Source organism: Rickettsia endosymbiont of Hedychridium roseum (genome assembly GCF_964028255.1).
GTDB lineage: Bacteria > Pseudomonadota > Alphaproteobacteria > Rickettsiales > Rickettsiaceae > Rickettsia > Rickettsia asembonensis.
In genome coordinates this window covers 368,014-383,239 of the sequence record NZ_OZ034753.1, presented here as the reverse complement: position 1 = coordinate 383,239, position 15,226 = coordinate 368,014, and the positions used below count along the sequence as shown (strand labels likewise).

Below are 15,226 nucleotides of genomic sequence, written 5' to 3'. Positions count from 1 at the left end.
TTTCTTGTGCCTCTTGTGACATTTCAAGTAACTCATTTTTAGCAATAGTCATTTTTTCTGCTAGTTTATATAGATTTTTATCTTTTAAGAGATCTAATAAAAATTTTTTACTAGGTAACAACTGCAATAGTTCCTTATAAGTTATGGTATCGGAAAACCATTTTATTAACTTCCAATTTTCAAAAAAGAATTTTTTATCATTTTCCTCTGTTAGTGTTCTATAGAATTTTATTCGCTCATCATTTACCGTAAAATCATCAGCTAACTTTTTGAGAGTTTCTTCTAACCTAGCTAATATTGCTAAATCAAAAAAATCATTACCACTATGTAGCTGGTCATTATTAAGAGTAAGAATCGCACTATTTCCTGCTATTAACTCACATAATTTATCTAACTCATTACCAACTACGTAATCAATATCTTTAAAACTAAGTTGCTTTTGTTTAAGTAATCTTTGAATATTTTCATTAAGAAGATAAGTTGCTTTTGTATAGTTTATTACTCCAAGTTCATTTATGCCTTTTTGCTTATCATCTTCATAATAATTACGAGCAATTTCAAATAATTTTGTTACTGCATTTGCACTAGCCGTATCATTATAACTAGCTAATGTATTTAACAATTCATGATTTGAAATAATAGTTTTCATTTCTTCTGCACTTAATATTTTCTCTTTAACTAAAAAATGATCTTCCATCTTTTCTATTGATGATTTAGCTCTTAACGCTTGTACCTTTGCACCTAATTGTTTAAAACTGTCTATACTTTCCTTATCTTGTTTTTTCTTATAAGCATTTTCTATTTCTTTTTGCCTTAATTCATTACTCTTACTCCAGTTATAAGCCTCTTTTTCTTCTTCATTTTCAGCTTGACCGTTTTTAATACGCTCTATTTTGTTCTCTATTTCTACAATTTTTTCTTTTATAAATTTAGAAGACTCTATATATATTAACTTCAAAAATTCCTTATCTACATTCCTAACTTTATCTTTAATATATTTTCTAAATTCTGATTTTAATCTGAAAAACTCTTTCATAACCTCAGCATTCTCAATAGGCATTGATTGGTTAAGGTACTTTAAATTATTGTAAATATACTGGAAATTTTCTCTTTGTTTTTCATAGTCAAATAAAAATTCTGCTTTTATATACTCTTCAATAGCATCAATAACACTTACTACAAAACTTGTCTTTTCTACTTCAAAATCTAATTCGCTCATATTCAAATCCTAATTATTATTAATTAAGATAGTGTCAATGTCATATAGTCAATTCAATTGGATTTTCATACAAGAAGCAAGGAGCGAAGCCTATAACTAGTAGGCAAGTCCAAATCAATTGACTATAAAATACGGTCATTGATTTTTATGTAAAATTCTATCAAACTATTATCAATAAAAACTTACAACCACTTCCGTTTCTTAAAATATTTATAGGTAATAATTGTAGATAATAGCATTAAGAATAAGGCTATAGGATAACCATACGGTGATTTAAGCTCAGGCATTACGGTAAAATTCATGCCGTAAATACTGGCTATTAAAGTAGGTGGGAGAAAAAATATAGTAACCAACAAGAAAATTTTAATAATATTATTTTGTTCAATAGCAATCATACCTAGTGCTGCGTCTAGAGTTCTTGCAATCTCACTAGATATAAATTGTGAAAAATTAATTATTGAGTCTACGTCTCGAAGCAATGTATCTAATAGATCCTTAGATGATTTATTTTGAGTTATTTGTGGAGATTTTAAAATATATTGAATAGCCATAGTTAAAGAAAATAAACACTCACGACTTTTAGAAAGTAAATCACCTTTTCTACCTATTTTCTTTAATACATTGGTATGATCTATACGCAAATCATTAATGTTATTATCAAGTATTAAACGTCCATAATCATCAATATCCATACTAATCGACTGTACAATATTCGATAATCTTGTTACCATATTACGAAGTAACATAAATAAAATATTTTCTGCATTATGTTTGTTATTAAGCTGCTTAGCAAATTTATTTATACAGTCATTAAAGGGTATTAATTCTACGTAACGAACTGTTATAAGACAACCTTTATGCAAAATAAATACTATAGAATGTGTTTCGGGAAATTCTTGCTCTTTATTAACGAGTTCCGTAATAGTTAGATATAACGCCTCATTTTCAACATATAACCTCTCGGAAATCTCAATTTGTGATATATCCTTTAAAGTCGGTATTTCTATATTTAATGTATTTTTTACTATTACTTTTTCTTCATCGGTTATATTGAATAAATCAATCCATAATGTGGATTCATTAATAATATATTCTTCATTTTTTACTATAGAATTATTTTCCTTTAAATATGTAGTTATCATATAATCTCAAATATGTTTTTGTAGAGATTAACAAACTTCACTCTTTAAAGCAACTTAAAGCTTTTATTCTCGCAGATGATTCCTATTATTAGACTTCTTACATAACAAAGTTTGAAAGAAACACGAAAGCACTTGCCACCGCAGCGTATATAAATACGTTAGGATGCGAGTAGGTATGTTGCGTGGACCGGTAAAACTCACTGTGTCACCTAGTTCGCTTGCTAACTAGGTCTATAAAAACAATAAAAAATACTAATAATTTTAGTATTTTTAACTAGATCCTGTGGCGGGGCCTATAGTACCGGACAATTTTCAAAAAGCTCTCGATGTCATCCCTGCGAAAGCAGGGATCTATGCTAAAAAAATCTTGATTTCAAAGATTTTTTTATTAGATAATTTTTTTCAAATAAAGCTTTTTAAAGCTTTATTTGACTGGATTCCCGCTTTCGCGGGAATGACATAAAGTAAAAATTATCCGGTACTATAGGCGGGGTCGCGGGATGATAGAGGTAAAATTGAACCACGCGGGCCAATGCCTTGCGAGTACCGGATTAACGTACAAATCATCTTTAAAAAGAGGTTATGCAAGAAGTCTATTTTCTAAATAACAAATAATATACAATATAAAACCATCCAAAAAATCCATGAATGATAGCCCATAATATTGATTTATTCACATTAAATGATATTACTATTGCAAGTATTGTTCCAAGAGAAATACCACCATATCCTAAGTAATTCATATATTTTACCCTTAATATTTTTTAATATTATTGTAGGATATTTATTATGTTTTATTAAGATATTTTATGAATTAAAAATAATTAATTTATATATTATTGCTTAAAAACTACTTTATGGGACTGTTAACAAAATAGATTTAATTAATAATATTTTTGAGAGGATATCCCCTATTTCAAAAAAACCTTATAATTTGCAGCTAAAAAAAGCAAAGAGTCCACAAGACGAAGAATGACAACAGTTATTAAATGTTCAGCATTCGAGAACTTAAAAAGACATTACCGCCAATTTTTTAAGTTCTATCTGAATATATACGTTCCTTATAAAAGCAGAACTTTATATATTAATTATTTTTTTGCAGTAAGATTCCAAATTTTCTCTGCTTTGCTTCCAAGCCACCAAAAGCTTATTCCTAGAATTGTAAAAAATACTGCTTTATGAGTTGTATTCCAAAAATATTCAAAAAATCTTGTATATAAATTAATAAATAAAAAAGTAACTCCAAATCCTTTAGTTATCGAATTATCTTGTTTTAAACCGTGATAAATAGCTGCTCCGGACATTAAGGCAAATAATAAAGACCAATGAAATAATTCTATTGGCTTTATCGACTTTAAGTAATAATCTTCAGGGGCATAATTTCCAAATATTGATAATAACCACATTGCAATAAATGAATATAATAAACCAATTACAAGAGTTACTTGAGTAAAATGATTGAATTTTTTATTTTCCTCTAGTGCAAGAGCAGAAAATGTTAAGATTCCTCCAAATAATATAAAACGTAATGGATAATTCATACCTAAGTAATACGCTCCCCATCCTGACATATACCCGGTTTCTGCTCCCATCCAACTACCTAGTGAAATTAAAGCAAAGCACCAAATTAAATTTGATTTAGAGAAATATCCTAATATGGCATAAACAATAAAAGATAAAAGCAATAAAATGGAAAAATGTCCACTCCCTGAATCAAATGCTTTTCCTAGTTGATAAATAGCACAAGCAGTGGTTAAGACCCCTAAAAATAATATTGCTCCATTGCTAAAAATTTTCTCTGGTTTTTGTTGCTGTCTTTTAAAACCAATAAAATAAATTATTCCCGATAAAGTTGATAAGGTAATAAATTTCAGCAGATACGGGGCATTAAAAATATATTCTAATAATTCTCGTAGATAACGATCAGACAAAATAGCATTAATAGCAATAACTATACATATTAAAGAAACCCAAAAAGAATATCTAGCTAATTTCTTCCAATCAAAATTTAATATTTCTATATCGTTTTTAAGTAATACAGTCATATTATCATCAAGTAAACCAGTGTTATTCCATTCATCTAATGCTGAAAAAAGTATCTTTGCCTGTGATTTAGCAATTTTCATAAGTTAATCTAAATATCTCCCAAATTTTAATAGAAAGATATTATTAATATAAAAATATGTCAAGAATTACTAGATTCTGTAGACAAACTGCCTTTAGAAAGAGTATATGCAATAAGTCTAATGAGTACATAAGCAAATAAGTTTTGTTACCCATTACTTTAATTTTTTCTTTAGAAAAGATAGTATTGTTTTTGAGAAGAGATATAGGAAATTGAGAAAAGAAAATTATAGTCTTAAAAGCAAACAATTAGTTAAAGATAGTGACAGTAAATATTTGGACTGAGTAATTACTTATATAAATATAAGCAATATACTAATTTAGTCTTTAAGGAGGTAATCCAGCCGCAGGTTCCCCTACGGCTACCTTGTTACGACTTCACCCCAGTCGCTAATTTTACCGTGGTTGGCTGCCTCTTACGTTAGCTCACCACCTTCAGGTAAAACCAACTCCCATGGCGTGACGGGCAGTGTGTACAAGGCCCGAGAACGTATTCACCGCGGCATGCTGATCCGCGATTACTAGCGATTCCAACTTCATACTCTCGAGTTGCAGAGAACAATCCGAACTGAGATGTCTTTTAGGGATTTGCTCCACGTCGCCGTCTTGCTTCCCTCTGTAAACACCATTGTAGCACGCGTGTAGCCCAACCCGTAAGGGCCATGATGACTTGACGTCGTCCCCACCTTCCTCCGGCTTATCACCGGCAGTTTTCTTATAGTTCCCGGCATTACCCGCTGGCAAATAAGAATGAGGGTTGCGCTCGTTGCGGGACTTAACCCAACATCTCACGACACGAGCTGACGACAGCCATGCAACACCTGTGTGTGGTCCAGCCGAGCTGAAGGAAAGCATCTCTGCGATCCGCGACCACCATGTCAAGGGTTGGTAAGGTTTTTCGCGTAACATCGAATTAAACCGCATGCTCCACCGCTTGTGCGAGCCCCCGTCAATTCCTTTGAGTTTTAATCTTGCGACCGTACTCCCCAGGCGGAGTGCTTAATGCGTTAGCTGCGAAACCGAAAGAGAATCTTCCGATATCTAGCACTCATCGTTTACGGCGTGGACTACCAGGGTATCTAATCCTGTTTGCTCCCCACGCTTTCGTGCATCAGCGTCAGTTGTAGCCCAGATGACCGCCTTCGCCACCGGTGTTCCTCCTAATATCTAAGAATTTCACCTCTACACTAGGAATTCCATCATCCCCTACTACACTCTAGATTAGTAGTTTTGAAAGCAATTCCGAGGTTAAGCCCCGGGCTTTCACTTCCAACTTACTAAACCGCCTACGCACTCTTTACGCCCAGTAATTCCGAACAACGCTAGCCCCCTCCGTCTTACCGCGGCTGCTGGCACGGAGTTAGCCGGGGCTTTTTCTGCAAGTAACGTCATTATCTTCCTTGCTAAAAGAGCTTTACAACCCTAAGGCCTTCATCACTCACTCGGTATTGCTGGATCAGGCTTTCGCCCATTGTCCAATATTCCCCACTGCTGCCTCCCGTAGGAGTCTGGGCCGTGTCTCAGTCCCAGTGTGGCTGATCATCCTCTCAGACCAGCTACAGATCGTCGGCTTGGTGAGCCGTTACCTCACCAACTACCTAATCTGACGCGGGCTCATCCATCAGCGATAAATCTTTCCTCCGTAGAGAATATACGGTATTAGCTTTTATTTCTAAAAGTTATTCCGTACTGATGGGCAGATTCCCACGTGTTACTCACCCGTCTGCCACTAACTAATTGAAGCAAGCCCCAATTAGTCCGTCCGACTTGCATGTGTTAAGCACACCGATAGCGTTCGTTCTGAGCCAGGATCAAACTCTCAAGTTTGATTCTGTCAGTTTTACTTTAAAAAATTGACAGGTTTAATTATCACTTTTGTGATATGTACATGTTTACTGTCACTATCTATATCTAATTATTTACTTTTAAAAACAGCTGCGACTTTTTTTCATTTATCGCTTTGGATAGGTGTAGTTATATGCAATATAATCAGCCCTGTCAACTACAATTTTGAAATTATTTTATTTTTTTTATTTTTGTTCTATATATCTAATTTAGATCCTTCTTTTGCAGCTTATAATCATTACAAAACTTTAGTTAAAATCTAATCACCACTAATGCTAATATTCTTTATTATATACTGTGCAGATATCTATTACTCATTGATATAGTATTTAATAAATACCTATCTCAATCATAACTTTTCATGCTCATATAAAATATCATGAATAATTTGTAAATTCTTAACAGCATAAAGACCATCTAATGGAGCAATTAAAGCTTTCCACAAAGCCCAGCCTCTTGCTCTATCCCAAGTATCATCATCTAAGGCTAGCTTTTCTTTAAAAACTTTTCTTGCTTCATTTTAAAGAAAAGTCCAAATTATTACTAAATCACAAGCAGGATCGCCAACACTCATACCTCCAAAATCAATTACTGCATCAAGTTTGCCATTTTTTATAATAATATTACCGCTTGCAAAATCACCATGAATCCATACAGGTTTTTTATTCCACTGAGAATTTAATGCTTTTTCCCAAACAGATAGAGCTTTATCTACATCAACCAAATTTTTTAAGTTTTTAATTGCTGATTTTGTCTCAAGGTTATAAACTGCAAGATTCCCCCCACGCCAAAAATTATGAGTACCTGGAATAGGTCCATCAGTTATATCAATCTTATGTAATTCATTTAGAAATTTTGCTAAATCAGAAGCAATTAGAGATAAATTTAAGCTACTAGCATCAAAGCTATTTGCACTTTCTCCTTTAATCCATTTATATATTGACCAATTCCAAGGATAATTTTTTGAAGGTTTACCTAAAGTTAAAGGCTTAGGGATATGAAATGACAAATTAGGTGCTAATACTGGTAACCATTTTTGTTCTTTTGAAACCGCATCTACATATTTTTCTGCACTTGGTAATCTAATCAACATTTCATCGCCTAAATGAAAGGTCCTATTATCGTGACCACTAAATTCAACCGATTTAATTGATAAATTAGGCCAATTAGGGAATTGTTCTGCAATAAGTTCTTTTGCTAGAAGCTCTGTAATTTCTATATTCATAACTTTTTGCCTATTATCTATTATTAAGTGATCAAGTAACAGGATGACAGCGGTAGAATTGATTCATGCAATAATGCTGGGCTAGTGATGGCATACAGGGTTTTTCAAGAATTGTCCTATACTATAATTCTAACCTCCGGAACGCCCGGCTTTCAAATCCAACTCTTTTAAATCGAATTTTATATCGATTATTGCTCCCTCTTCTTCTATGTTTGCGATATCTAAAACACCGCAATGTTCTTCGACTATTCTCTTGACTATAGCAAGCCCTACCCCCATACCTTTACTACTGGTCGTAACATAGCTTTCGGTAGCTTTGCCTATTAGCTCAGGCGGAAATCCCTTACCGTTATCAATTACAATGACGCTAATAAAATCGTCTTTAGCATCTATAGTAACTTCTATTTTTCCGGATTCTCGCCCTTCTATTGACTCTTCTGCGTTTTTCAATAAATTGATCATAACTTGATTTATTTGGGTAGCATCACACATAAAATCAAATTGATCTACGTTAGACTCAAATTTATACAAAATATTATCATTAAGTAATTTACGTGCTTCAACAATATGCTTAACTAAATAAACTAATTCACTTTTCGTAAATTTAGGAGCAGGAAGACGTGCAAAAAGAACAAATTCGGACACTATATTTTTAATATCGTTAGTATGACGAATAATCATTTTTAAATAATTTTCAAATTCTGCCTTTTCCTTAATTTCAGGACTAAATTTCTTAAGCAATCTTTCAGAAGCAAGTAAAATAGGAGTTAACGGGTTCTTGATTTCATGGGCTACTTTTTTTGCAACATCCGACCAAGCCATAGCCCTCTGTGCTATAACTAAATCACGTTGCTGGCGGGAAAGCTGCTTAATCATTCTATTAAATGCCGCATAAAGCGTACCTATTTCGTCTTTATCTACTTCATTTTCAGGCACTTGTACCGTTAAATCACCATCTTTAACTTTGTCAGTTGCAGTAACTAATTTTTTAATAGGCTTTACTATTTTAGCGGTAAATATAACCCCAAAACTTATAGCTACAAAAAGAAGTAATAAGGCAATAAAGATAAACATTATAGAGAACTTAATCTGTATATTATCTATTTCGTTTTTAAGGCTATTATACTCGGCAGCTGCTCCGTTAGTTGCATCTACATGGTCGATAATTTTATTATCTACTAATCTACCGACTAATAAATACACATCATTATATTCTTTTAATTTAATCAGCATCCTTATTTTGGTTGGATCGGATTTTACTTCCACCGGTTCCCCTAAATCCGCTTTTTTAATTAAATGTGCGGGAATAGTTGCAAATGATAATGAAAAACTTAAATAACTATTAGCTACTATAGTATTAGTAGATTTATTTAAAACTATAGCTTCATCAAGCGAACGCATCTCTGCTTCGGTATTAAGTGTTTTAGTAAATAAAGCGGGATTATGAATTAAATCATAATACATATCGCTTAAATCTTCAGCAACGGCTAGAGCCGTTTCTTTTAGCTGTAATTTATGCTCGGCAATATAAGATTCCGCAACTATTACGGATTGATCAAGAACTGTAGAAATCTTCTTATCAAACCAAGCTTGAACACTAAGATTAAAAAAATAAACAGAAAATACTGAGACAATTATAGTTGGAATAGCTGCAACTAAACTAAAGGCAATTACAATACGATTTTGTAATTTAGAACTATCGTTATTACTATTTTGAGTAAAAAATTTTTGAGTTAGTAAAACGCCTAAAATTAAAAAAATTGCTAAATCAACTAATAAAAATCCAATAATCGTACTAAAATTCTTTGATTCTAAAGATATCACATAAAAAGTAGCACAAGCAAAAATAATAGCCGCTATTGTTAAAGTAAAAATTAGTACTCTACTAGAAAAATAAGAACGTAAATTTTGTTTAAGATAACTAAGCATATATACGGTTTATATGGCTATAACAATTCTTTATAACATAAAAAAAGCTAATTGGGAATATTTGTACTTTAATGTCATTCTTGCGGAAGCAAGAACCCAAAAAAAGCGAGATAACCTAAGCTTTTAAAAAGCTTTAAAGTAATGGATTCCCACTTCCGCGGGAATGACATAGAGCCATGCGAGCAACACCCGTGGCTTTGTTGCAAGGAAAATTACAAAGTAATTTGACGAAAAAATCTACATAACAAAAAAGCTAGAAATATTAATATTTCTAGCTTTTTATTTAGTATTAAAATTGTTTGAAATTTTATTCATCAAACATTTTTTTACGAGCAAATTTTTTCTGTCTTCTCGCTGCTTCTTGTGCTTTACGAACACGCTTCGCTGAAGGTGTTTCATAATAACGCTGTTCTTTCATCTTACGAAAATAAAGCTCTCTTTGTAGCTTTTTCTTAAAATTCTTAAGCGTATTGTCACAATTACCGGCGTGAACATTTACTAGTATCACTAAAATTACTCTCCTTAAAAGATATTGTGGTTTATTGAACTATACCCTATAATTAAGTTATATGTCAAGGTTAAAAAATATGAGCATTAAAGAAGAACACCATATCAAAAAAATAAGTTTCGTGCAATCTTTATTAGAATTATTACCGTTTAATGAATGGAATAATAAACTACTTGAGGAAGCAGAAGAAAAATGCGGCTTTGCAAAAGGTTATGCTTTAATAGTTTTTCCGGAAGGTTTATCTGAAATAATAGAATTCTTTGAAAGCTACTTAGATAATATTATGCTAGAAAGCTTAAAGACAATAGAAGAGCCGGCAAAAATAAGAGATAAAATATCTTTAGCGGTAAAGATTAGGATCAAAACCGTACTCCCTATTATTCATAGTAAGAATGCCGCTTATTTTGCGTTAAACCCAATGCAAGGAACTGAAGTTGCATTCCGTAGTTGTGATGCTATTTGGCGTTATACCGGCGATAAATCTCTTGATTTTAACTATTATACTAAAAGAGGTTTATTGCTATCGGTTTATGTCTCCTCTATTCTTTTTTACATACAAGACGAATCGGAGAATTATATTGAAACCGATAAATTTATAGAGACTTCCGTAGAAAATATAGTAAAAACTTTCTCGCAGATGAAAAAACTACTCGACCCTTCAAATATACCCATAGTTAGAATGTTTACGTAGGTATATATTTAATGGGGCAAAATATATTTTTGTGTAATATTAATTATTTGGTAGCTTTAAAATAAACCCATGATTAATAATTGACACTATATGTATATTATAATATTCTATTTTAGAATTTATTAAGTGATATAATTATGAAAGCTTTACATAGTAGCATTGATAAAAACAGTAGATTATTAATTCCTCATCAAATTAGAAACGCTATGAAACTTAAAGCAGGCGATTCTTTCATTATAAATAAAGTTAATAATGAACTACATTTAGTAACTCTTCATAAGGCTGTAAAGGAAGCTCAAGCATTGTTTAAACAACATGGTTCTAAATCAGAATCATTTGTTGATGAATTTTTAAAGCAGAAATATCAAGAAGCAAATAAAGAAAATTCTAAGTTTTAATTTATGGTCCAATAATGTCTTCTCATAATGATAAATCTGTGATTCTAGATAGCTCTTCCTTGATAGCTTTACTTGCTGAAGAAAAAGGACAGGAAAAAATTATAGAAGTACTACCTTACGCTGTAATGAGTACTGTAAATATTGCAGAAGTAGTAAAATTCTTGATAGACCGAAAAGGTTTAACAAGAGAGCGAATACATAAGCTAATACAAAATCTCATTCCAACAATTTTACCTTTTGATGAGGAGCAGGCTTTTTTAAGCGGAGAGCTAATAACCAAAACTAAACAACTAGGATTATCACTTGGTGATAGAGCTTGTCTTGCTCTTGCACTATCAAAACATTATCCAGTATATACAGCAAATAAAGCGTGGGCTAGCTTACAATTAAGTTGCAATATTTTTTTGATTCGCTAATTTTATTTTTATAGAGCTTAAATACTTCATTTAAAAAACTCTTCTGATTCTTTTGCTGATAACCACGGTGATTGTTGTTCAATATTTGCCGCTGCTTTCCCCCAATAATTATCTTTAAGATTTTCTATCCAAGCTTTATCTCTTATTTCTTCAAAAGAAAACTCATTATTTTTCTTATATTTTGAAAATATTCCTCCTACATCCAGAATAGGATATAACACAGTTTTGGCATTAGAAGGTTTCTTGGTTTTCATTTGTCCCTTAAAAATTAAATAGTTTAGTACAAATTATGTATTTATCTATTTGTCATTATCTATTATTATAAACCAAACTATTATAATAATTTCTAAAATAATGACAAATACTAAATATTATCCTGAAGTTAGTTCAAATGCTGATTTTGCGGCTATAGAGCAAGAAATACTAAAATTTTGGCAAGACAATAATATATTCCAAAAATCTATTGATGATAGGAATGGAGAGTCAGAATTTATTTTTTATGACGGACCACCTTTTGCCAACGGTTTGCCGCATTACGGTCACTTGCTTACTGGTTTTATTAAAGACGTATATGCTAGATACCAAACGGTTAAAGGCAAAAAAGTTGAGCGTCGCTTTGGCTGGGACTGTCACGGTCTTCCTGCTGAAATGCAATCAGAGAAAGAGCTGGGTATTTCAGGGCGTCTTGCAATAACTAATTTCGGTATAGAGAAGTTCAATAGCCATTGCAGAGCTTCGGTAATGAAATATGCCAGCGACTGGGAAGAATATGTAACTCGTCAAGCAAGATGGGTAGATTTTAAAAATTCTTATAAAACGATGGATAAGAATTTTATGGAATCCGTACTTTGGGCATTTAAGGAGTTACATAATAAGGGGTTATTGTATGAATCTATGCGGGTAATGCCTTATTCTTGGGCATGCGAAACACCGCTTTCTAATTTTGAAACAAGACTTGATAATTCTTATCGTGAGCGAGCAGATAAAGCTGTAACGGTGAGTTTTGTACTATGTCATCCTAAAAACATAACCGATGTCATTCCCGCGAAAGCGGGAATCCAGGAAAAAATGGATCCCCGCCTACGCGGGGATGACATTGAAGAGGGCGGTGATTATAAAGAATACCGTATACTTGCTTGGACGACAACGCCTTGGACATTACCGTCAAATTTAGCTTTAGCAGTCGGTAGTGATATCGATTATGCATTAGTCCCTAAAGAAAATATTTGTTATATAATAGCTGCCTCGTCAGTTTCTAAATATGCTAAAGAATTAGGGCTTAGCGGTGAAGAAAATTTTGAGATAATTAAGGGCTCAGAGCTTCAAGGATTGAGCTATAAGCCTTTATTCAACTATTTCAAGAATCATCCAAACAGCTTTAAGATATTTGCAGGCGATTTCGTGGTTGAGGGTGATGGCACGGGTGTTGTACATATGGCTCCGGGCTTTGGTGAAGATGACCAAATACTTTGCGAATCAAAAGGAATCTCACTTGTTTGTCCTGTTGATAATAGCGGTAAATTCACTAAAGAAATTCCTGATTTAGAGGGCTTACAAGTATTTGATGCAAACGACAAAATAATAATCAAACTGAAAGAACAAGGAAACTGGCTTAAAACCGAGCAGTATATTCACAATTACCCTCATTGCTGGCGAACAGATACGCCTCTTATATATAAGGCTGTTCCTTCATGGTATGTAAAGGTAACGCAATTTAAAGATAGAATGGTAGAGCTTAATCAGCAAATAAATTGGATTCCACATCATGTTAAAGATAATTTATTCGGTAAGTGGCTTGAAAATGCCCGTGATTGGTCAATAAGCCGTAATAGATTTTGGGGAACGCCGCTGCCTGTATGGAAATCAGACGATCCAAAATATCCACGTATAGATGTTTACGGTTCTATAGAGGAATTAGAGAAAGATTTCGGCGTTAAAGTTACTGATTTACATCGTCCGTTTATCGATGAACTTACTAGGGGCAATCCTGATGATCCAACCGGTAAATCAACAATGCGTAGAATCGAAGACGTGTTTGATTGCTGGTTTGAAAGCGGTTCAATGCCATACGGGCAAGCCCACTACCCTTTTGAAAATAAAGAATGGTTTGAGGATCATTTCCCGGCTGATTTTATAGTTGAGTATTCAGCTCAAACACGTGGTTGGTTTTATACTTTAATGGTGCTATCTACCGCTTTATTTGATCGTCCGCCGTTTTTAAATTGTATATGCCACGGCGTGATTTTAGACGCTACCGGTCAAAAGCTCTCAAAGCGTCTTAATAACTACGCTGATCCGCTGGAATTATTTGATAAATACGGCTCTGATGCTTTAAGAGTTACGATGCTATCTTCAAACGTTGTTAAAGGTCAGGAGCTATTAATCGATAAAGATGGTAAGATGGTGTTTGATACGCTTCGTCTATTCATCAAACCTATCTGGAATGCTTACCATTTCTTTACGATGTATGCTAATGCCGATTCGCTTAAAGGTGAGCTTAATTTTAGCTCTAAAAACGTGCTTGATGTTTATATATTATCTAAGCTTAAAATAGCCGTACAAAAAATTGAAGAGAGTTTAGATAATTTCGATACGCAAACGGCTTATCATGCAGTTTCAGAATTTTTTGAAGTGTTAAATAACTGGTATATAAGACGAAGCCGAGCTAGATTTTGGAAAAGCGAAAAAGATGCAGATAAACAAAATGCCTATAATACTCTATATTCATGTTTAGAGACCATGGCTATTGCGATGTCGGCATTAGTGCCTATGATTTCGGAGGCGATATATAAGGGACTAATGGACAGAAATGTCATACCGCGACTTGATCGCGGGATCTCAGGAGATAAGCCTGTGGCACAAGATCCCGTGGTCAAGCCACGGGATGACCCCCCATCAGTGCCTCGCAATGACGGGTCTATTTCCGTCCACCTATGCAACTACCCTAATCTCTCAAACTTTGAGATAAATCACGAGCTAGTTGCAACTATGGATAACGTGCTTGATATTTGTAGTAATAGCCTGTTTATTAGAAGTACTGAAAATATACGAGTAAGACAACCGCTTGCAACTATAACTATCATTAGTAAACATAATGATAAACTAACAAGCTTTGAAGATTTAATAAAAGACGAAATTAATGTTAAATCAGTAATTTATCGCGACGATCTAGAGAATTACGCAAGCAAAAAACTATCGATTAATTTTCCAATGCTTGGTAAACGTCTTCCCGCTAAAATGAAAGAGATTATAGCCGCTTCTAAAAAAGGCGAGTGGGAAGCTATCGCAGGCGGTTTAGCTATATGCGGTGAAATCTTAAATAGTGACGAATATAAGCTAGTTTTAGAGCCGCACGTGCATATCAAAGGAGCAGCAAGTTTTAAGAATAATAGTAGCTTGTTAATACTTGATTTAGAACTAACAGCTGAGTTAATAGAGGAAGGATACGCAAGAGACATTGTACGCTTCATACAACAGGCTCGAAAAGATGCAGATTTCTCTATAACCGACAGGATTTTAATTGAGATAATAAGCGAGTTTGATTTATCTAAGATAATTGATAATTATGGAGACTTTATTAAAGAACAAACTTTAGGCGAGTTTTCTAAAAATTTCACGCCTGATTATGTAAGTAAAGTAGAATTAGAGAACCATCAAATACAACTTAAAGTTAAGAGATCGTAAATTATTTTACTATCAATTAAGATATTGATAATTTACTTAGATTAA

10 protein-coding genes, 1 rRNA gene and 2 pseudogenes are annotated in these 15,226 nt (G+C 33.1%); 4 read left to right on the top strand and 9 right to left on the bottom strand.

What is annotated here, in order from left to right; genetic code table 11:
* Window positions 1-472: 472 nt before the first annotated feature.
* From AC5587_RS02245 to rpsU, 8 genes and pseudogenes are all read right to left on the bottom strand, one after another.
* Window positions 473-697 (bottom strand): annotated as a pseudogene (locus AC5587_RS02245) (hypothetical protein); the annotation flags it as partial.
* A gap of 704 nt (window positions 698-1,401) precedes the next feature.
* Complete coding sequence (locus AC5587_RS02240; RefSeq protein WP_499162709.1) at window positions 1,402-2,361, bottom strand: magnesium transporter CorA family protein; 960 nt, start codon at window positions 2,359-2,361, stop codon at window positions 1,402-1,404.
* A gap of 1,088 nt (window positions 2,362-3,449) precedes the next feature.
* A complete protein-coding gene (locus tag AC5587_RS02235) occupies window positions 3,450-4,487 on the bottom strand; it encodes a hypothetical protein (RefSeq protein WP_499162708.1) in 1,038 nt (345 codons plus the stop codon).
* 326 nt (window positions 4,488-4,813) lie between these two features.
* A 16S ribosomal RNA gene (locus AC5587_RS02230) occupies window positions 4,814-6,312 on the bottom strand.
* 538 nt (window positions 6,313-6,850) lie between these two features.
* A complete protein-coding gene (locus AC5587_RS02225; RefSeq protein WP_499162977.1) occupies window positions 6,851-7,423 on the bottom strand; it encodes an aminoglycoside phosphotransferase family protein in 573 nt (190 codons plus the stop codon).
* A pseudogene (locus tag AC5587_RS02220) lies at window positions 7,412-7,555 on the bottom strand (acetyltransferase); the annotation flags it as partial. The gene AC5587_RS02225 and the pseudogene AC5587_RS02220, both read right to left, overlap by 12 nt.
* Window positions 7,556-7,684: 129 nt before the next feature.
* Window positions 7,685-9,484 (bottom strand): sensor histidine kinase NtrY-like, encoded by a 1,800-nt coding sequence (locus AC5587_RS02215; RefSeq protein WP_499162707.1) that lies wholly within the window; start codon window positions 9,482-9,484, stop codon window positions 7,685-7,687.
* Between the two features lie 307 nt (window positions 9,485-9,791).
* On the bottom strand, window positions 9,792-9,992 hold the full coding sequence (rpsU, locus tag AC5587_RS02210) for a 30S ribosomal protein S21 (protein ID WP_499162706.1): 201 nt from the start codon (window positions 9,990-9,992) through the stop codon (window positions 9,792-9,794).
* 79 nt (window positions 9,993-10,071) lie between these two features.
* On the opposite strand from rpsU, the gene AC5587_RS02205 reads away from it, so the two are divergent.
* The 3 genes from AC5587_RS02205 (at window position 10,072) to AC5587_RS02195 (ending at window position 11,497) form a co-directional block, all read left to right on the top strand.
* On the top strand, window positions 10,072-10,683 hold the full coding sequence (locus AC5587_RS02205) for a COQ9 family protein (protein ID WP_045813220.1): 612 nt from the start codon (window positions 10,072-10,074) through the stop codon (window positions 10,681-10,683).
* Window positions 10,684-10,889: 206 nt separating this feature from the next.
* Window positions 10,890-11,081, top strand: coding sequence for a hypothetical protein (locus AC5587_RS02200; RefSeq protein WP_037214239.1), 192 nt, complete (start codon window positions 10,890-10,892; stop codon window positions 11,079-11,081).
* A gap of 14 nt (window positions 11,082-11,095) precedes the next feature.
* Window positions 11,096-11,497 (top strand): type II toxin-antitoxin system VapC family toxin, encoded by a 402-nt coding sequence (locus AC5587_RS02195; RefSeq protein ID WP_499162705.1) that lies wholly within the window; start codon window positions 11,096-11,098, stop codon window positions 11,495-11,497.
* Window positions 11,498-11,523: 26 nt separating this feature from the next.
* On the opposite strand, the gene AC5587_RS02190 is transcribed toward AC5587_RS02195, so the two are convergent.
* The gene (locus AC5587_RS02190; protein ID WP_410527913.1) at window positions 11,524-11,751 is read right to left on the bottom strand and encodes a hypothetical protein; all 228 of its coding nucleotides are present in this window, start codon (window positions 11,749-11,751) and stop codon (window positions 11,524-11,526) included.
* A gap of 100 nt (window positions 11,752-11,851) precedes the next feature.
* Between AC5587_RS02190 and ileS the strand changes: the two genes are divergently transcribed.
* Window positions 11,852-15,181, top strand: a complete 3,330-nt coding sequence (gene ileS, locus AC5587_RS02185) for an isoleucine--tRNA ligase (RefSeq protein WP_499162976.1) — start codon at window positions 11,852-11,854, stop codon at window positions 15,179-15,181.
* The last annotated feature ends 45 nt before the right edge of the window (window positions 15,182-15,226 follow it).